The sequence below is a fragment of the Saccharopolyspora dendranthemae genome, from assembly GCF_007829955.1.
GTDB lineage: Bacteria > Actinomycetota > Actinomycetes > Mycobacteriales > Pseudonocardiaceae > Saccharopolyspora > Saccharopolyspora dendranthemae.
Window position 1 is genome coordinate 412,971 of record NZ_VIWX01000001.1, and the last position, 18,809, is coordinate 431,779.

An 18,809-nucleotide genomic window follows, 5' to 3' on the forward strand; every position below is an offset into this window, starting at 1 on the left:
CAGGAAGGATCACGCGTGAACCTCGAGGCGACTTCAGAAGCATCGTGGCTGCACGACCTCAGCCCCCGGAGCCGTGAGCTGCTCGACCGCGTCGGAGAAGTCGCCGCGGCGTGCGCGGAGCGCGCCGACGAGCACGACCGCGCGGCGACGTTCCCCCGCAAGGACTTCGAAGACCTGGCCACCGCCGGCCTGAACGCGGCGACGGTTCCCCGCGAGCACGGTGGGCTGGGACTCGGCCCGCTCAACGGCGACACGCTCACCCTGTGGCTGATGACCAAGGAACTCGCCAAGGCCGATCTCTCGTTGGGGCGTTGCTGGGAGGGGCACGCCAATTCCCTCGTCCTCCTCCACGCGCTGGCCTCGGAGCAGCAGCAGGCCCGCTGGTTCGACGGGATCGTGCGCGGCGGCGAGAAGTGGGTGGCCTGGAGCGGGGAGCCGCAGGCGCGAAAACCGGGCGAGGGCACCAGGTTCGGCACCAGCATCTCCGCTGTCGACGGCGGTTGGGTGCTCGACGGGTCGAAGGCGTTCGCCACCAGCGCGACCGGTGCCGACTGGGCGATCCTGCTGGTGAACACCGCGGGTCCCGGAGGCGCACGGCACGCCGACGGTCCGCCCGAAGGGCTTCTCCTGCTGGCGTGCGACCTCTCCGACCCCACGGTCACCGTCGACGATTCGTGGTGGGACCCGATCGGCATGCGAGGCACCGCGAGTCACGTCGTCGAGTTCCACCAGACCTTCCTGCCCGAGGAGCACCTCATCGGAACGCCCGGCGCCTACCTGCACGAGGGGTGGCAGAGCGCCTTCACGCCCCACTACGCGGCCAGCTTCCTCGGTGCCGCGGAAGGCGCCTTCGACTACGCGCGGGAGTACCTGCTGCGCCAGGAGAAGACCGCCGATCCCTACGTCCAGCAACGCGCCGGATCCATGGCGGTCAACATCGACACCGCGCACCTCTGGCTCGCTCACGTCGCTCGCCTCTGGGACGGCGGTGACCGTCCCGGGGCGCAGCGCGCAGGCAACCGAGCGCGCCACCTCGTCGAGCACCTCGCGCTGGAGACCGTCGACCACTGCGTCCGCGCCTGCGGAGCGCGCAGCCTGGTTCGCCCCAGTCCCGTGGAGCGAATCCTGCGCGACCTCACCTTCTACGCACGCCACGACAACGACGACCACGTCCTGGCCACGATCGGGCGCGCCGCGCTCGGCCAGACCCACGACTCGTCGTTCTTCAAGCCCTGACACCCGCGTGCGCGGTCACAGCCCCGCGGCCGTCTCCGCGCCTTCTCTGATGGCCCGCTTGGCGTCGAGCTCCGCTGCGAGCCCGGCTCCGCCGATCAGGTGCAGGCCACCGCGTCCGCGGACCAGCGCCGCGTGCAGGTCTCGGACGGATTCCTGGCCGGCGCAGACGACGACGTGGTCGACGTCGAGCACCGAGCGCTCGCCGGTCGCGGTGTCGGTGATGTGCAGGCCCTCGTCGTCGACGCGGTCGTAGGAGACTCCGCTGACCGCTCGCACGCCGGACTGCTTGAGGTGAGCTCGGTGCGCCCAGCCCGACGTCTTGCCCAGGCCGATGCCCACCGGTGTGGTCTTGCGCTGCAGCAACCACACCTCGCGCGCGGGTGCTCGCGGCTCGGGCCGCGTGAGGCCGCCCCGGTGATCTTCCGGGTCTCCGACGCCCCAGTGGGCCTTCCACTCCCCCAGCGGCTCCTCCTCGTGGGTGAGGAAGACCGCTACGTCCACGCCGATGCCCCCTGCGCCGATGACCGCGACCTTGCCGCCGGGAACCACGGTTCCGTTGAGGACGTCGGTGTAGGAGACGACCTTGGGGTGCTCGATGCCGTTGATCGACGGCACCCGGGGCTGGACGCCGGTGGCCACCACGACGTCGTCGAACTCCGCCAACGCGGCCTCATCGGCGGTCGTGCTCAGCCGGACGTCGACGCCCAGGGTTTCCAGCCTGCGGGTGAAGTACCGCACGGTGTCCCGGAAATCGGCCTTGCCGGGGACCTGCATGGCGAGCCGGAACTGCCCGCCGATGACCGCGTCCTTCTCGAAGAGCGTCACGTCCAGTCCGCGCTCCGCGGCGGAGACCGCCGCCGAGAGCCCCGCAGGCCCGGCGCCGACGACCGCGACCTTCTTCCTCACCCGCGTGGGGGCGAGCACGAGCTCGGTCTCGTAACCGCCGCGCGGGTTGACCAGGCAGGTGGCGCGCTTCTTGCGGAACACGTGGTCCAGGCAGCCCTGGTTGCAGGCGATGCAGATGTTGATCTCGTCCGCCCGGCCGGCCGCGGACTTGCTGACGAACTCCGGGTCCGCCAGCAGCGGGCGGGCCATCGACACCATGTCGGCGTGGCCGTCGGCGATGATCCGATCGGCCATCTCGGGGGTGTTGATGCGGTTGGAGGCGATGACCGGGACGTCGACCTCCGGCCGGAGCCGCGCCGTGCTCTCGATCCACGCACCGCGCGGGACCTGGGTGATGATCGTCGGGATTCGCGCTTCGTGCCAACCGATTCCGGTGTTGAACACGTCGACCCCGGCCGATTCCAGGGACTTCGCCAGCTCCACCGTCTCCTCCCAGCTCTGGCCGTGCTCGACCAGGTCGAGCAGCGAGATCCGGTACTGGAGGAGGAAGTTCTCGCCGACCAGCTCGCGCGTGCGCCTCACGACCTCGATCGGGAAGCGCATCCGCTTGGCGGCCGTACCGCCCCAGGCGTCCTCGCGGGTGTTGGTGCGCGCGGCGAGGAACTGGTTGATCAGGTACCCCTCGGATCCCATGATCTCGACGCCGTCGTAGCCCGCCCGCTGCGCGAGGCGGGCCGACTCGGCGAAGGCGGTCGCCGTCCGGTCGACGGATCTGGCCGACAGCGCACCGGGCTTGAACGGGTTGATCGGTGCCTTGATCGCCGAGGCGGAGGCGTTGCCCGGCGAGTAGGCGTAGCGGCCGGCGTGCAGGACCTGCATCACGATCTTGCCGCCGTGCCGGTGAACGGCATCGGTGATCGTGCGGTGCCGGCGAGCCTGCAGGCGGTTGATCATCGTCGACCCCAGCGGCCACAGCGCTCCGCGCAGGTTCGGCGAGTAACCACCGGTCACGATCAGTCCGACCCCGCCTTCGGCCCGCTCGGCGAAGTAGGCGGCGAGCTTCCCCGTGTCCCAGGGGAAGTCCTCCAGGCCCGTGTGCATCGAGCCCATCACCACGCGGTTGCGCAGCGTCGTGCGGCCGACCTGGATCGGCGAGAGCAGGTGCTGGAATGCGGTCATCACGCGTCCTTGAAAGCTCGGTAGGTCGCCCGTCCCATGAACTCCCCCAGCTCGTCCGCGGTCCACCCGTCGGCTCCGGCGAGCAACGAGCGCACCGCGGCCTCGCACGAGCACAGGAAGAGCTCGATGAGCACGGGGAGCTTCCGGTCCAGGTCGGAGGTCTGCCACCACGCCCGCACGGCGGGCCGGAACCACTCGGTCGAGCGCTGCTTGAGGTGCTCTCGCGCTTGCCGGAAGCGCGCCGAGACCGCCGGGTCGGGTTCGCCGGTGAACATCAGCCGCCAGGGGGCCGGGTTGGCGGCGACGGCGGCCAGCATCGACCGGAACCCCTGCACGAACGCCTCCTGCGGTCCGGAGGAGCCTCCGGTGCTGTGCAACGCGTCGAGCATGGAGTCGAGCAGCGCACCGCCCTCGCGATCCAGCAGCGCCTCGACCATCTCAACGCGGTCGGAGAAGCAGGCGTAGATCACCGGTCGCGTCACCCCGAGGTGCGAGGCGACAGAACCGACGTTGACCGCACCGATGCCGTCCTGGACGGCGATGGCCAGCGCGGCGTCGAGCACCTGGGGCCTGCGCCGCTCCGGGCCCAGGTGCTGCGCCCGGGACCGGGCACCGCGTGTCTCCGCCAACCGGACCTCCTCGATCTGAACGGAACAGCACTTCCTGCACGACTGTAGCAATTTCCTGCAGAGCTGTAGGAATCACCTGATCTCCGCAGCTCGCGGCGGTGCTGGACGCACCCGAGCGGGTCCGGCGAGCGCGGAGCCGTTCACACGACCGTGGGACGATGCGCGGCGCAGTCGCCCAGGTCGGGCCGCCGGTTCCTAGCGTGGGAGGCATGACCACGAACCTCACGCTGAACAACGGGGTCGAGATGCCGACGCTCGGCTTCGGCGTCTTCCAGACCCCGCCAGAGGAGACCGTCGCCGCCGTCGAGGCCGCCCTGCGCACGGGATACCGGCACATCGACACCGCCGCCGCCTACGGCAACGAGCACGAGGTGGGCGAGGGCATCCGCCGCAGCAGCCTGGACCGGGACGAGGTCTTCATCGAGACCAAGGTGTGGATCAGCGACTACGGCTTCGAGCAGACGCTGCACGCGTTCGACAAGAGCGCGGGCAAGCTCGGGGTCGAGCAGATCGACCTGCTGATCCTGCACCAGGCACTGCCCTCCCGGTTCGACCTCACCGTCGATGCCTACCGGGCGCTGGAGAAGCTCCTCGCCGACGGACGGGTGCGCGCCATCGGCGTCAGCAACTTCATGCGCGAGCACCTCGACCGACTGCTCGAGCAGACCTCGGTCGTGCCCTCGGTCAACCAGATCGAGGTGCACCCCTACTTCCGGCAGTCCGACGTGCTCGCTGCCGACGCCGAGCACGGCATCGTCTCGCAGGCGTGGTCCCCCATCGGCGGCATCACCTTCTACCGCGAAGGCGAGCACACGAGCACGCTTCGGGACGGCACCGTCGTGCGCATCGCCGAGGAACACGGAAGGACGCCCGCTCAGGTCATGCTGCGCTGGGGACTCCAGCAGGGACGATCGGTCATCCCGAAATCGGTTCGGCCGGAGCGGATCGAGGAGAACTTCGCGGTGTTCGACTTCGCCCTCAGCCCGGAGGAGCTCACCGCCCTCGACGCGCTCGACACCGGAGTCCGCGGCGGTCCCGACCCGTCCGAAGTCACCCTCGAGGCCTTCGGCGTCGACATCCCCGAGCCGTGAGGGGACGTCAGAAGATCGACCAGCCGGTGAGGGTGGTGAAGTGGTCGAGCGCCGCGACACCGGCCACGGAGTTGCCGCGCACGTCGAGCCCCGGGCTCCACACCGCGACCGCGCACCTGCCCGGCACGATCGCGAGGATCCCGCCGCCGACACCGCTCTTGCCGGGAACGCCGACGCGGTAGGCGAATTCGCCTGCGGCGTCGTACGTTCCGCAGGTGAGCATGATCGCGTTGATGCGCTTGGCCTGCCTATTGGTCACCAGTTCCGTGCCGTCCCGGCGAACCCCGTGGGCCGCCAGGAAACGCCCGGCCAGCGCCAGATCGCGGCAGCTCATCTCGATCGAGCACTGCCGGACGTACTGGTCGAGGACCTCGGGCACCGGGTTGCGCACGTTGCCGTAGGACGCCATGAAGTGCGTGACCGCCAGGTTGCGGTCCGCGTGGGCGGCCTCGGAGGCCGCGACCTCCTCGTCCACCCGCAGGTCCGGGTTCCCGCTCTCGGCGCGCAAGAAGGCGAGGAGGTCGCCGGAGGCGTCACCGACCTGGGAGATCAGCTCGTCGGTGACGATCAGCGCTCCTGCGTTGATGAAGGGGTTGCGCGGAATCCCCCGCTCGCGCTCCAGCTGGGTCAGGGAGTTGAAGGCGTTGCCCGAGGGCTCTCGGCCGACCCGGCGCCACAGCGACTCATCGGTCCCGGCGAGCACGAGCGCGAGGGTGAAGACCTTCGAGATGCTCTGCACCGAGAACGCTGTCTCCCACTCACCGGCCCCGTGGACCTGTCCGTCGAGATCGGCGAGCGCGATGCCGAAACGTCCCGGATCGACGCGGGCGAGCGCGGGGATGTAGTCCGCGGCGACTCCCGCTCCGCGCAGCGGCGCGACTTCCTCGACGATCCGTTCGAGCACCTGGTTCAACTCCACGAAGAGCCATCATGTCATCGACGCGGGGACAACCGGTGGCCGACTCGGCGCAGCAGTGCGTGCAGGAGCCCGCCGGGCGCGCGTCGGCGCGACGCGCGGTGCACTAGTCCACTAGGTCACCGTCGTAGGTCATTTCTCCTTGCCCCCCAACACTTTCCGATCCTCTAAGACGGTGTACGCGTGCGGTGGTACGGTTCCCGCACCGCACGGTGGCGTCGACCGCCGGAACGACCGATCCGCTCGTGAAACCCGCTTCGGGCCGAGCGATCTCATGACCGAAGGGAAGTGGACCGCGTGCCACAGACGACCACCCCGCCGACGACGGGGCGGCTGCGCGCGGCCTGGACGTTGGTCCTGCTGACCACGTTGTGCGCGGAGCTGACGTTCACGGCGGTCGCGGTGCCGTTCGTCTGGTTCCTCCTGCCGCTGCTGCTCGTGATGTACGGCGCCGGAGTTCTCCTGGTTCGGGAGCTCTTCACGCGTTCTCGCGGCGGCGGATGGCTCAGCCTGGTGCTGCTCGCCCTCGCCTACCAGCTGGCCGAGGACGGGATCGGGCTGCAGGCCTTGACGAGCCCGCGGATCTACGGAGCGGCCGAGTGGGGCTGGCGTGCCCTCGGGATCAACTGGACCTACTGGGAATCGCAGATCGGCGTGCACGTCGTGCTCAGCGTGCTCATCCCGGTCATGCTCACCAACCTGCTCTTCCCGGCTCACCGCGGTCGGCCGTACCTGCGCACCGGCGGACTCATCGGTGCCGGCGCGCTGGCCGCGCTGGGAGTTCTTGGGCTGCGCGTGGTCATCTCCGCCACCGAGGACCCCGGATACCTGGCCCCCTGGGGGTGGACCACGGTGTTCGTCGTCGCCATGGCGGTTCTGATCGTGGTGGCGATGCGGCTCCCCGCCTCGCGCGAGGTGGCACCCCGGATGTCCTCAGCACCGAAACCGGCCGTCGTCGGTGTCGTGCCGGGGTGCGCGACCATCGTCTTCCTGGCGCTGCTGCTGCCGCCCGGCCTCGGGCCGAACTCGTTGCTCGGCGGTGTCGTCCCGCTGCCGGTGCTGCTGATCGCCGCGGCGCTGGTGGGCATCGCGTCCGGGTGGTCGGTGCTGCGCTGGAGCGGTGCGGGCGACTGGACCGACCGGCACCGGGTCTGGCTCGCGGGCGGAATCCTGGTCGGCCACACCGCTTTCATGATTCCGGCCTCGCCGACCGCGGCCATCACCGGGATCATCATCATCGCGCTCGAGGTGGCCCTGCTGATCGCGCTCGCCCGTCGCGTCGACACCCGCCACGCCACCAGCTGACCCCGTTCCTGCTGCGGCCCGGCCGGGTTCGGGCCGCGCACTCCCGGAACCGCCGAGGGGAACCGTTCCCGACGACGCCTAGGCCTGACCGGCTTCCCGCAAGAGTGCGGCGAAGCCGTCCAGGTGACGGTCGAGGCTGTAGTCGAAGAGCCCGTCGAGGTCGGGGGTCGTCTCCTGGTGGACTCTCGCCAGCAGGGGGAACTTCCCGCCGGCGAAGAGCTCGTCGGCGCGGGCGCGCTGCTCCACGAGCCACCGCGCGAGCGTCACGCCCGTCTCCTGCTCCGCTTCGATCTCGTCGGCCACGGACATCGCGACGGTGAGCACCAACGAGTGCAGCCGGAGGGCTTCTCGCATCTGCGTGGTCAACGACAGGCCGAGGCCGTCGAGCGCGGCGAGCGTCCACTCGGTGTGCCGCATCATGTGGGGCGCGAGCACGGGCCGGGTGAACGACACGGCCTTGGGCAGCCACGGATGCCGCAGGCACAGCGCCCACTGCCGACGGGAGATCAGTTCCAGCTTCGCTCGCCAGCCCGCAGGACCGGGAACCGGCAGCCGCACTTCACCGAAGACCTCGTCGGCCATCTGCGCCACCAGTTCGTCCTTGTTCTCGACGTGGCGGTACAGCGACATCGGCCCCACGCCCAACTCAGCCGCGACTCGCCGCATCGACATGGCGTCGAGCCCCTCCACGTCGGCGATGGAGATGCCGGCGCGGAGCACGTGCTCGCGGCTGAGCCCTTGCCTGGGCCCCTCCGGCCGGTGCGGGGACCGCGACTCCCGACCTGTCTGACGCCTCCCGGCCAGCCGCGCGCTGACCACCGTTCCCGAACCGACCTTCGCCTCGGCCAAACCCTGCTCGCGCAGGGTGGCGAGGACCTTCGTCGCGGTCGCGACGGCGACGCCCCACCGAGCGGCGATCTGACGCGTCGAGGGCAACCGCTCCCCCGGCCGGAGCTCTCCGGACCGCACCCTCTCGCCGATCTCCGCGGCGATCCGCACGTACGGCGGATCCGGTCGCACCTCGGACGCCATCGGCGCGCCTCCTGTTCCTGCGAACTGCTGAGTCCTGTTCACCGTACTAGTCCACATCGATTTGGCCTAGCGCACTATTTCAATTGATGCGGCTGTTTTCGTTGACCTGTTCCAGCAGCTTCATACACTGTACGCAGCACTGCGATACGGCGTACGCACTGAGCGATCGGTTCTAGCGATCCGGGAAACACCGCGCAGTCACGCACCTTTCACCAACCACCCACCGCGAAGGGAAAGCCCGTGCACGCTGCGCTACGACGAGCCACCCGCGCCGACCACGACGAGGTGGTGGACGTGCTGACCGAGGCGTTCGCCGAGGACCCGCTCGCCTCCTGGCTGTTCCCGGCGGCCGCAGAACGGCACCGCCTCCAGTCGCGCTTCTACCGCCACCAGCTCGCCCACCCCGCTGCCGAGGTCTACCTGACCGATCGCGGCAAGGGCGTGGCGCTCTGGCACGCGCTCTCACCGGCCGAACCCGCCGAGGACGAAGCACCGGAGTCGGACCTGGAGGCCGCCTTCGGCGACAGCGGACCGCGGTTGCGCGCGCTGGGCCGGGCCCTGGCACCGCGACACCCCGTCGACCGGCCGCACCTCTACCTCTTCTGCATGGGGGTGGTCGGCAGCCGGCGGGGTTCCGGACTGGGCTCCGCGATGCTCCGGGACCGCCTGGAGCGGGCCGACGCCGAAGGGGTCGCCGCCTACCTGGAGGCGAGTTCCCCGCGCAGCCGCGCCCTCTACCTGCGCCACGGGTTCACCGATCTCGACGGCCCGGTGCGGCCCGCAGGCGGCCCGTCGCTCTGGCCGATGTGGCGCGAACCGCAGCCGTGACCACCTATCCATCTCACGACCGAGCAGATCCGCGGAGGGATCATCGAATGACCACCGACCACGACGGCCGACCGACCCTGGTGCTCATCCACGGGACCAACTCCAACGCCTACGGCTGGTCCGGCCTGATCAACGAACTCGCCCTGCGCGGCCGCAGGAGCGTGGCCGTCAACCTCCCCGGGCACGGGGACGACCAGTTCATCCCCCGCTCCTACCAGGCTCCGCAGGACCTGGAAGCGCTGGCGACCGAGCCGTCCCCGCTGGCCGGGATCACCATCGACGACTACGTGGACCACGTCGTGGAGGTGGTGCGCCGCGCCCGGCGCCACGGGCCCGTGATCCTGGTCGGCTCCAGCCAGGGCGGCGTCACCGTGAGCAGGGTCGGCAACGCCGTTCCCGACCTCATCGATCGCGTCGTCTACATCGCCGCGTACTGCTGCGTCGACCTGCCGAACATGCTCTCCTACCTCGAGACGCCGGAGAACGCGGACAGCCTGCTACCCCTGGTGGAGGCGATGAAGGTCGGCGATCCGGCGAAGCTCGGCGTCAGCCGGATCAACTGGCGCTCGGCCGATCCCGCCGCGTTCCACGCCATCAAGCACTGCCTCGCAGGCGATTTCACCGACGAGGGCGTGCGCTGGCTGGCCAACATGCTGGAACCGGACGAGACCGCCGCGATTCCCGTGACCGACGCCAGGGGCGAGGCGCACACCTGGGGCCGGGTCCCCCGCACCTACGTGCGCTTCACCGAGGACCGCCTGATCCCGCCGGCCCTGCAGGACCGCTTCATCGCCGAGGCCGACCGGCTCACCCCGCACAACCCGACCGACGTCCGCAGCGTCGCAGCTCCCCACGTCGGACCGTTCCACCGGCCCGAGCTGGTCGAGATCCTCGCCGACCTCACCAATCCAACCCCAGGTACCGCACCCTCGAACCTCGCCCGGGAAGAGGTCTCCGGCAGAGGCTGAGCGGCACGGGCAGGGCGATCAGACCGCGTCGCCGTTCTCGGCCTCGTCCATCGCTCTGCCCAGACCGCGCAGGCGCGGGCCGACGAGGACGGCGATCGCCGCAACGAGGACTGCGGCGCCGATGATCACAGCGCGAAGCGAGGTGGCCGCCGCGATCGGGCCTGCCAACGCAGCTCCCAGCGGCATCAATCCCCACGCCAGGACTCGGTGCGCGCTGGTCACCCTCCCCATCAGCGACGGCGGTGTGAGCCGTTGCCTGTTGGCCGAGGAGAGCACGTTCCACGCCCCCGCACCCACGCCCATCACCAGGTACGACATCCACGCCGCCCACTGGGCCGCCGCCAAGCCCAGCACGGCGATCCCGATGGCCAGCACGCCCAGGGAACCGAGCATCACCGGCCCGCTGCCGAATCTCGCGGCCGCCCACGACGCGAGCGGAGCCGCCGCGAGGGCCCCGATCGCGGTGCAGACGAGCAGCGTCGGCACCGAAGCAGCGGCAAGGCCGAGGGTGTCGATCGCGTAGAGGAACGCCACAGCGTTGACACCGCTGGTCACGAAGGCGGTCAGTCCGACGACACCGACCACGGTGCGCAGCTTCCGCTGCCGGACGAGGAAACGCATCCCCTCGAGCACTTCGGCTCGCAGCGCCGAGGATTCCACCTTCGCCGGCCGCTCGGGATGCGCGATCACCGACGCCGACAGCGCGCTCGCGAGGAGCAACGCAGACCCCACCGCGACGAAGCAGAACTCCGGTCGCCACGCGAAAAGCCCTGCCGCGGCAAGGGGACCCGCGATCTCCACGCCCGCCGTCTCGACGCTGACCACGCGACCGTTGGCCCGCTCCAGATCGTCCCGACCGGCGAGCGACACGAGCAAGGTCTGCCCCGCGGAGTCGGCGAACGTTTCCGCACTGCTCAGGGCGAACGCGCACGCGGACAGAACGAGCACGCTCGCCTCGCCCGCCGAGATCACCCCGGCCAAGGACAGCGTCAGCACGCCGCGGAACGCGAGGCTGGCGATCAGCGCGGTGCGCGGCCGCCACCGATCGACCAGGGCCCCCGCAGGCAGGGCCACCACCAGCCAGGGCACCACCGCTGCGACGGCCACCACGGACACCGACAGCGGATCGCGGGTGGTCACTGCGGTGAAGAGCGGCAACGCCGCCGTGAGCACCCCGTCACCTACCGACGAAGCACCCCACGCGGCCAGCAGGCGGCGGAAGGCGCTTCCCCGTACCCCCATCACCGAGACCGCACCCGCATCCCACATGCCCGCCACCTCTCTCACAACCCACCGCCGACCACGTCAGACCGTCATGGCCGGCACAGGCCAGCGACCTACGCGGGCCGGTGCCCACCACGTCAGGTCCCCTGCTCGAACCAGCAGATCGTGCTCGATGAGCAGCTCGATCGCTTCGGGATCGCACCGGTCCGGTTCAGCTCCACCGGCGAGGTGACGCACAACGCCCTGCAATCCAGGTTCGTCGATCGTGTAGCAGTCGAGAACGCCGGACCGCCGATCGCGGATCTGGATGAACCCAGGCCCCTGGCGGAGTGCGCATTTGCCCGGATGGAAGCTCCGACGCCACACATCCAGTTCCGGCGTCGAGCCCGCCGGTGGCGGTAGATGCCCGAAGGACCGCCACTCCGCGGGGATCTCGACAGCACGCCACTCGACCCGCATGCCCCAGGCCGCGAGTTCACGCATCAGGTCCAACGATCGGCGAGACCTGGGATCCGCGAGGTCAACCGGCTCCGTGAAGACGACCTTGCGGATGCCGTCGGTGAACAGAGCTCGCGCCTGCTCGGACGCAGCTTCCGAGATCCGATGCCTCACCGCCGGCTCATGAACGCGCACGCCCCAGGGATGCGCATGAGCTTCGATCTCCACGTGCTCACCTCATCCTCAACTCGCCTTGGTTGTTGGCTTCAGGCACGACGTGCACGAAGTGCTCGTCGTCTGCGAAGATCAGCCCGGATTCCCTCCAGCTCATGAGAGTGTCACGAACTCGCGGCCCGAATCTTCCCTCGAGTTTCGGCAACGACCGCGGACGATCGAGCATCTCGAACAGCGGGACGTCATCGGTGGCCACGACGTGTTCGCGCTGACCGAACGCCGGGCGGTCTTCGAGAATCAGGATCTCGGAGCCAACTCGTACGCACTCCAATTCGTTGGCCAAGTGCGCCGTCCGCCACGCGTCCACGGCATCGAGGAGGATGTTCTCGACCTCACGCCCGATACCAGTCGGATCACCGGTGAAGAGGTAGGCGATGTCGGCCAATTCCTCCGGAGGAAGATCGTAGTTGCGGGCGTACTGCGGATCAGGGCTGCGCTTCGGGAAGCCGAGTTCCGGCCGATCGAAGTACGGGCTGAAACGCTCCAAGGCGATCCGGTCGGCACCGTCCATCGGAGGAAGGTGATGCAGTGCCGGCATTTGGTCGATCACCTGGCGGTAGTCAGCATCGGACTCGCCGGGAAAACCGTAGAGGTAGTTCCACATCACGGTGATGCCCAGTGAACTGGCGTCCCGCAGGAACCGGACGTTCTGACAACCGCTCACTCCCTTGTCCATGATCCGAAGAACGTGACCGCTGAGGCTCTCGATCCCCGGTTGCACCTGGACGACCCCGGATTTCACCAGTTGGCGCATCTGGTCGACACGCAGATTCGATTTGACCTCGCACTGGATCCGCAGGTCACACCCCGACTCCTCCAATTTCGGCAAGACCGTGTTGAAGTAGGACATGTCGAGAATGTTGTCCACCAGATAGATGTCGAGCACCTGGTGCCGGGTCGCGAGATCGAGGAGTTCGTCGTGGAAACGCCCTGGGCTCTTGCTGCGAAACTCCATGAACGAGCCGTTGAGACCGCAGAACGTGCAGTGGTGCTTCTCGCCCCACCAACAACCCCGGGCCCCTTCGACCACCAGCTTCGGCTCTACCTCGGCAGCCACGGAGAACGTCGGATACCGGTCGAAGTAGTCGCCGAAGTCGGGCGACACGATCTCCTTCGGAGCCAACGGACTTGCGTTCGGATCCGTGGCCCCGACCTCCGAACCATCACGCCAGCACAACCCGGGCACCGACTGCGTTCCTTCGCCGTGCGCGAGGCGATCGAGCAATTCCGGGAAAGCACGCTCACCTTCGCCACGCACCACGAAGTCCACGAACTCGAAGTTGCGGTGCCACGCGGCTCCTTGCGGCCCTTCGCAGTTCGCCCCACCGAACACCGTCCGCAGCGCAGGATCGATTCGCTTCAGCTCCCGCGCCAGCGCCAGCGAAGCGGCGTTCTGCTGGAAAGTCGTGGTGAATCCGACGACAGAACCCGCTGACTCCGCCAATCGCCTGGCGTAAGACGAGATCCAATCGGGCACGAGTTCGTGCAGACGCACGCAGAGATCTACCAGAGCGCCCTCGATGTCATCGCCGTGCGCCGCGCGGAACTCCTCCACCCGCCAGGCTCCGTCGTCGTAGAGGGCCGAGGTGAAAACCCAATCGCCGCAACCCTGAAAGTAGCTGTCGAGGCTGAAGAAGTCGTACTCGCGCAAGCCGGTGCCCATTTCGTGGTGCATCCACTCGCTGAAGTCCAGATTGGCGTCCACGACCGTGGCGCTATGGCCACGTCGCTCGACGGCGGACTTGAGTATTCCGCAGGCCAAGGAAGGGTACGAAACCGATGCCCACGGCATGTTCACCAACGTCACGTCCACCAGGATCGTCCTCCCCGTCGATCACCCGTCAGCACGAGACGAGGTGGAGCGGCGCGAGTTTCGATGGGCCGCCCCACCTGCGCGTCACTTCGAAATCCGCACACCGGTGGTGCCACCGCCGATGGCGTGCGGGGAGTTGTGCACCGTCTTCTTGTTCATGCGCTCACCTCCTCAGTTCACGATCTTCGACCGCGGACATCCAATCGCCTGCGGACGGCAGATGGGATTACGAGGAAGGGAATCTGACCCCTGGGCGGCGACGCTACCAAGTCATCCTCTGAGAATGAAGACCTGAGAATCCATTTCCATTCAGGTGTAGCGGATTCCGCTTCGCAGTTTTCCCACAACTCGTCGCGCGAGTATCAAGTGGACCGAGCAGTTGGTTGACTTTCGCGAAATCTCACCCGGAACGAGCAGGCGCCGGTGCGCTGCTCGCTAGACCAGGAACCGACCTTCGAGAAAGCACCGGCGATCACTGCGACCGGGATGGGCCTTCACGTCCGAGGAGGAGCGCGGACCAAAAAGAGCCGGGTTGGGGGGCGATCGGCCTGTCGCTCCCCAACCCGGCTCGGTGGGCCCGCGTGCGGGCTCGGTCCGGTGATCAGTTCTGAATCGAGTTCTGCACCTTGCTGTTCCACGCGGCGAAGCCCGCGCGCTCGGCGTCCGCTGCGGAGCGGAACCAGACGGTGGCCTTCGTGCGCTCGTAGTACGGGGACTGCATCGTGTGGTACCGCTTGGATCGGGTGTTGCCCTTGACCCGGTAGCCGCGGTCCGGCGACTGCCCGTTCGACTTCGCCCGCACCGCACCCGGGAAAGGACCTGAGTCCTCTTCCCGCACAACGGTTTCGGACTCGATTGCCGCGACGTTGGTGCGGCTGGTCTGCATCGGGATGGTGTCGGTGACGTGCACCTCGCTGAGCTCCGCGAGGCCGAGGCCTGCTGCTCCGCCTCTGGCCGGGTCGGTTCCCACGGTGCCCGAGATGAGCACCGTGACGCCGAGGCTGCCACCGATCTCGTTGGTCGACGCGAACGACGGGACGTCCGAGTCGGAGCGCGTGATCCGCGGCCGGTCGGCCACCGGTTCCGGCTGCGGCTGCGGCTGCGGCTGCGGGTGCGGGTGCGGGTGCGGGTGCACCCGCTCCGACTCGACCGCGACCGCTTCGATCGCCTCCGGTTCGCGCACCGCGGGCAGGACGATGTGCCCGCCGCGTCGCATCGGGTGGGACAGGAACATCGAGCTCGCGAGCGAGCCCGTCATGAAGCACAGCAGGAGCAGCACGAAAGTCCACGCAACGGGTGCGGAGCCGCCACCGAGCAGCGAGACGAACGCGAACGCTGCGGCGACCACCAGTGCTGCCACTGCCCACACCACCCACTGCCGCAGGCAGAGGGACGGTGCGCGGTGTCTTGACTTCGGCACGAGAACACTCCTAGGTCTCCTGAAGAGTGAAATGATCGGCTGGCGATGTTGTAACCAGTGCTGTCGCGCACAGCCACCGGAACTCACCCGTTCGCAGGGCTCACGCCGTCGAAATCACACGGTTGTGTCACTACCGCGAAACGCAAGGTCATGCTTCCCGCGGGCGTCACCGCCCGGCTCGCTCCCCCGCACCGAGGGTGTTCGCGGCGCTCGTGATGTTGCGGACCATCCCGCCGAACACCAGGCCGTGGAACGGCCAGACCGCGGCCCAGTAGAGCTGGCCGCTCAACCCGTGCGGCTCGAACACCGCGCGCTGCCGGTACACCGCCCCGCCGTCGGCACCCGGGTCGACGCGCAGTTCGAGCCACGCCCTGCCGGGCAGCTTCATCTCCGCGCGCAACCGGAGCAGCCGCGGGCGCTCCAGACCTTCGACGCGCCACCAGTCCAGCGCTTCACCGACGTGCAGGCGGTGCGGGTCGCGACGTCCTCGCCGCAAGCCCACCCCGCCGACCAGGCGGTCCACCCAGCCGCGCACCGACCACGCCAGCGGGAACGAGTACCAGCCGTGCTCACCGCCGATCGACTCGACGACCTCCCACAGCGCCTCGGGCGAGGCGGTCGTGGCCTGCTCCCGCTCGTCCTGGTACACGCTGCCGCCGGTCCAGTCCGGGTCGCTGGGCAGCGGGTCGGAGGGGGCGGCGGGCACGCCGGCGTCCGACCAGCGCGTCGGCACGTCGGCGCTGCTCAGCCGCGTCAGCGCGAGCCGGACGGCGTCCTCGTAGCTGGTCAGGCCGCCCGCGGGATCGGGGATGTGCTCGGCGACGGAGCGATCGCGGCAGACCACCTCGTGGACCAGCGATTCGATCAGCGGCACCGCGATCGATCGGGGAACCGGGGTGACGAGGTTGACCCACTGCGCCGACAACCAGGGCGTCAGCACCGGGACCGGGACCACCACGCGCCGCGGCAGGCCGGCCACCGCCGCGTACCGGTGCATCATGCCCAGGTAGGTGAGCACGTCCGGTCCGCCGATGTCGAACGCCCCGCTGACCCCGGAGGGCACCTCGGCCGCGCCCACGAGGTAGTGCAGCACGTCGCGCACGGCGATCGGCTGGATCCGGTTGTGCACCCAGCGCGGCGCGACCATGGCGGGCAGCCGCTCCGACAGGTGACGCAGCATCTCGAAGCTCGCCGACCCCGACCCGATGATCACAGCGGCCCGGAGCACGAGCGTCGGCACGCCCGAACTCGCGAGCACCTCCCCCACCTCGGTCCGCGACGCCAGGTGCGGCGACAGGCCCTCCGAGCCGGGCACGATCCCGCCCAGGTAGACGATCCGCTCCACACCGGACGCCCGCGCGGCGCCGGCGACGTTGCGCGCGGCTTCGCGATCGGCGGCGACGAAGTCCCGGCTGTTGAGCGAGTGCACGAGGTAGTACACGACCTGCTGGTCCGCGGTGGCCTCCGCAGCGCTCGCCGGGTCGAACACGTCGCCCCGCACGACCTCGACCCGGTCCCGCCACTCCATGTCGTCGAGCTTCTGCGGAGATCGGGCCAGAACCCGCACCTGATGTCCGGCCTCCAGCAGCGCCGGCACCAACCGGCCCCCGATGTACCCCGTCGCTCCCAGCACCACGCACCGCATTCCACGATGGTTCCCCGGAGCGGCACGTTCCGCAGCGCCACCGTCCAAAGTGGATCACTCCGCGCCGGAGGCGCTCAGGTTCCGCAACCCGCACCGCCGCGCACAGCAACTCCTCAGCAGGTCTCAGCGGCGGATGAGGCCGAGCTGGGTGGCCGCCGCGATGGCCGCGGTGCGCGAATCGACTTCGAGCTTGGTGTAGATGCGAGCCAGGTGGGACTTGATGGTGCCCTCGGTGAGGAAGAGCCGACGGCCGATCGCCTGGTTGGACAGCCCGTCCGCGACCAGCGTGAGCACCTCGGTCTCGCGCCGGGTCAGGCTGGTCCCCGGGATGCGGAGCCGGTTCATCAGCCGATCCGCGACCGCAGGCGCGAGCGTGGTTCGCCCGGCGGCGGCGGTCCGGACCGCGGCCGCGAGCTCCTCGGGCGGAGCGTCCTTGAGCAGATAGCCGGTCGCGCCCGCTTCGATGGCGGGCAGCGTGTCGGCGTCGCTGTCGTAGGTGGTGACGATCAGGACGCGAGGGCCGCCGGGCTTGCCGGTGATCTCCGCGGTCGCCTCGGCCCCGTTCATCCCCTCGCGGAACTGGAGGTCCATCAGGACCACGTCGACGTCACCGTCGGCGGCCACCCTGACGGCCTCTTCGGCGGTGGCGGCCTCGGCCACCACGGTCATGCCGTCCTCGGTTTCGAGGACGGCGCGCAGTCCGGCGCGGACGACCGGGTGATCGTCTGCGAGGAGCAGTCGGATGGTTTCGTCGGTCACGAGCGGGCCTCGGGTGCGGTGTCGGGGACGGGTTCGAGCGGCAGGTGCGCGGCCAGGGCCGAACCTCGACCGGGAGCGGATTCAACGTTGAAGGTCCCACCGAGAGCGCGCACCCGGGCGCGCATGGCCGCCAGCCCGAACCCACCCGCCTCCGGGTCGGGAACGGGCAGCTCGTCCGGGTCGAATCCCCGCCCGTCGTCGACGACGTCCACGGCGATGTGGTCTCCCAAGTAGCTCAGCGTCACCTCCGCCGTGGCGGCCTCGCCGTGGCGAACGCTGTTGGCGAGCGCGGATTGCGCGATGCGCAGCAGCGCGACCTCGTGCGCGGTCGGCAGCGGGACGGGTTCCCCTTCCAGGTGGAAGCGGGCCGCGATGTGGTGCCTGGTGCTGGTGATCGCGCACAGGCGCTCCAGCGCACCCGCCAGGGTGGTGCCCTCCAGCGTCGGCGGGGCGAGCGCGGCGACGAAGCGGCGCACCTCGGCGAGGTCGTCGGCCGCGGCCTGCCGCGCCTGGTCGACGTAGCGGGCGGCGTTGTCGGGTGCGGCCGGCAGCGCTCGTTCGGCCGCGCGCAGCAGCAGCAGAACGCTGGAGAGCCCTTGGGCGACGGTGTCGTGGATCTCGCGGGCCAGGCGTTCGCGCTCGGCCAGCACCCCGGCGGTGTGCTGGGCGGCGGCGAGATCGGCGCGAGTGGTCGTCAGCTCCTGGATCAGCTGCCTGCGCTGCTCGCTCTCCCGGTAGAGCGTCTGATACCCCCACACGACCGCGACGGCGACAGCGGCTCCGATGGCCGGACCGATCACCATCGCGGCACCGAACCGGCCCTGGTGCGCGGCGAAGCCGGCGATCGCCGCCGCCGCGGTGAGCACCACCGCGACCAGCCCGGCGCGGCGCGGCAGCAGGTGCAGCTGGAGCAGGTACAGCGGGAACGCCAGCCACACCCCGTCGGCCGACAGCGCCAGCAGCACCAGCCACGCGATCCCCACGACGGCGAGCCACAGCGCGGCGGCCCGTCCCGAACGACTCACCCGGGGCAGCGCGGGCCCGGCCGCGTAGATCAGCCCGAAGACCACCGCCGCGGCGACGACGAAGCCCCCGTGGGGGCGCTGATCGGCCAGCGCGCGGCCGACGGCCAGCACGAGCAGGCCGGCGACGAGCAGGTGAAGGCACAGCGTCAACGCCCGAATCGCGGGCGCCCGGCCGGGAACGATCGTATTCACAGTCCGTCCAGTCTAGGTCGGCTCACCCC

16 protein-coding genes are annotated in these 18,809 nt (G+C 69.6%); 5 read left to right on the top strand and 11 right to left on the bottom strand.

The window, feature by feature from the left end; all coding sequences use genetic code 11:
- Positions 1-15 precede the first annotated feature (15 nt).
- Positions 16-1,236 (top strand): acyl-CoA dehydrogenase family protein, encoded by a 1,221-nt coding sequence (locus FHU35_RS01820; RefSeq protein ID WP_145736051.1) that lies wholly within the window; start codon positions 16-18, stop codon positions 1,234-1,236.
- A 15-nt stretch (positions 1,237-1,251) separates the two neighbouring features.
- Here the strand turns inward: FHU35_RS01820 and FHU35_RS01825 are convergent, their stop codons facing one another.
- Together FHU35_RS01825 and FHU35_RS01830 are read right to left on the bottom strand one after the other, a co-directional pair.
- On the bottom strand, positions 1,252-3,261 hold the full coding sequence (locus FHU35_RS01825; protein ID WP_145736053.1) for an NADPH-dependent 2,4-dienoyl-CoA reductase: 2,010 nt from the start codon (positions 3,259-3,261) through the stop codon (positions 1,252-1,254).
- The gene (locus tag FHU35_RS01830) at positions 3,261-3,890 is read right to left on the bottom strand and encodes a TetR/AcrR family transcriptional regulator (RefSeq protein ID WP_222429259.1); all 630 of its coding nucleotides are present in this window, start codon (positions 3,888-3,890) and stop codon (positions 3,261-3,263) included. The genes FHU35_RS01825 and FHU35_RS01830 overlap by 1 nt, the downstream gene beginning before the upstream one ends.
- A gap of 209 nt (positions 3,891-4,099) precedes the next feature.
- On the opposite strand from FHU35_RS01830, the gene FHU35_RS01835 reads away from it, so the two are divergent.
- Complete coding sequence (locus FHU35_RS01835) at positions 4,100-4,981, top strand: aldo/keto reductase (protein ID WP_145736054.1); 882 nt, start codon at positions 4,100-4,102, stop codon at positions 4,979-4,981.
- 7 nt (positions 4,982-4,988) lie between these two features.
- Here the strand turns inward: FHU35_RS01835 and FHU35_RS01840 are convergent, their stop codons facing one another.
- Complete coding sequence (locus tag FHU35_RS01840; protein ID WP_145736056.1) at positions 4,989-5,900, bottom strand: glutaminase; 912 nt, start codon at positions 5,898-5,900, stop codon at positions 4,989-4,991.
- A 294-nt stretch (positions 5,901-6,194) separates the two neighbouring features.
- Between FHU35_RS01840 and FHU35_RS01845 the strand changes: the two genes are divergently transcribed.
- Positions 6,195-7,202: a hypothetical protein gene (locus FHU35_RS01845; protein ID WP_145736058.1), complete on the top strand. Its 1,008-nt coding sequence runs from the start codon at positions 6,195-6,197 to the stop codon at positions 7,200-7,202.
- A gap of 78 nt (positions 7,203-7,280) precedes the next feature.
- Here FHU35_RS01845 and FHU35_RS01850 read toward each other — a convergent pair whose 3' ends face one another.
- Entirely contained in the window at positions 7,281-8,234 is a 954-nt protein-coding gene (locus FHU35_RS01850; RefSeq protein ID WP_145736059.1) for a GntR family transcriptional regulator, read from the bottom strand.
- Positions 8,235-8,474: 240 nt separating this feature from the next.
- Between FHU35_RS01850 and FHU35_RS01855 the strand changes: the two genes are divergently transcribed.
- Together FHU35_RS01855 and FHU35_RS01860 are read left to right on the top strand one after the other, a co-directional pair.
- Positions 8,475-9,062: a GNAT family N-acetyltransferase gene (locus FHU35_RS01855; RefSeq protein WP_145736061.1), complete on the top strand. Its 588-nt coding sequence runs from the start codon at positions 8,475-8,477 to the stop codon at positions 9,060-9,062.
- A 47-nt stretch (positions 9,063-9,109) separates the two neighbouring features.
- Positions 9,110-10,030 carry an alpha/beta hydrolase gene (locus FHU35_RS01860; RefSeq protein ID WP_145736063.1) on the top strand — a complete coding sequence of 307 codons (921 nt, stop codon included), beginning with the start codon at positions 9,110-9,112 and terminating at the stop codon, positions 10,028-10,030.
- A gap of 18 nt (positions 10,031-10,048) precedes the next feature.
- Here FHU35_RS01860 and FHU35_RS01865 read toward each other — a convergent pair whose 3' ends face one another.
- The 7 genes from FHU35_RS01865 to FHU35_RS01895 all read right to left on the bottom strand — a co-directional run bounded on the left by FHU35_RS01865 (position 10,049) and on the right by FHU35_RS01895 (position 18,780).
- Positions 10,049-11,299 (bottom strand): MFS transporter, encoded by a 1,251-nt coding sequence (locus FHU35_RS01865; RefSeq protein WP_145736065.1) that lies wholly within the window; start codon positions 11,297-11,299, stop codon positions 10,049-10,051.
- Positions 11,300-11,335: 36 nt separating this feature from the next.
- A complete protein-coding gene (locus tag FHU35_RS01870; protein ID WP_145736067.1) occupies positions 11,336-11,866 on the bottom strand; it encodes a DUF5825 family protein in 531 nt (176 codons plus the stop codon).
- Positions 11,867-11,924: 58 nt separating this feature from the next.
- Positions 11,925-13,739, bottom strand: coding sequence for a RiPP maturation radical SAM C-methyltransferase (locus FHU35_RS01875; RefSeq protein WP_145736069.1), 1,815 nt, complete (start codon positions 13,737-13,739; stop codon positions 11,925-11,927).
- 601 nt (positions 13,740-14,340) lie between these two features.
- Complete coding sequence (locus FHU35_RS01880; protein ID WP_145736071.1) at positions 14,341-15,159, bottom strand: sunset domain-containing protein; 819 nt, start codon at positions 15,157-15,159, stop codon at positions 14,341-14,343.
- A gap of 166 nt (positions 15,160-15,325) precedes the next feature.
- A complete protein-coding gene (locus FHU35_RS01885) occupies positions 15,326-16,804 on the bottom strand; it encodes an SDR family oxidoreductase (protein WP_145736073.1) in 1,479 nt (492 codons plus the stop codon).
- A gap of 123 nt (positions 16,805-16,927) precedes the next feature.
- On the bottom strand, positions 16,928-17,563 hold the full coding sequence (locus FHU35_RS01890; protein WP_145736075.1) for a response regulator: 636 nt from the start codon (positions 17,561-17,563) through the stop codon (positions 16,928-16,930).
- Entirely contained in the window at positions 17,560-18,780 is a 1,221-nt protein-coding gene (locus FHU35_RS01895; protein WP_145736078.1) for a sensor histidine kinase, read from the bottom strand. The genes FHU35_RS01890 and FHU35_RS01895 overlap by 4 nt, the downstream gene beginning before the upstream one ends.
- Between the last annotated feature and the right edge of the window lie 29 nt (positions 18,781-18,809).

Bases quoted from the DNA above. Each gene is read 5' to 3' on its own strand.
- FHU35_RS01835 (WP_145736054.1), top strand. From the start codon at position 4,100: ATGACCACGAACCTCACGCTGAACAACGGGGTCGAGATGCCGACGCTC.
- FHU35_RS01860 (WP_145736063.1), top strand. From the start codon at position 9,110: ATGACCACCGACCACGACGGCCGACCGACCCTGGTGCTCATCCACGGG.
- FHU35_RS01850 (WP_145736059.1), bottom strand. From the start codon at position 8,234: ATGGCGTCCGAGGTGCGACCGGATCCGCCGTACGTGCGGATCGCCGCG.
- FHU35_RS01865 (WP_145736065.1), bottom strand. From the start codon at position 11,299: ATGTGGGATGCGGGTGCGGTCTCGGTGATGGGGGTACGGGGAAGCGCC.
- FHU35_RS01825 (WP_145736053.1), bottom strand. From the start codon at position 3,261: ATGACCGCATTCCAGCACCTGCTCTCGCCGATCCAGGTCGGCCGCACG.
- FHU35_RS01885 (WP_145736073.1), bottom strand. From the start codon at position 16,804: ATGCGGTGCGTGGTGCTGGGAGCGACGGGGTACATCGGGGGCCGGTTG.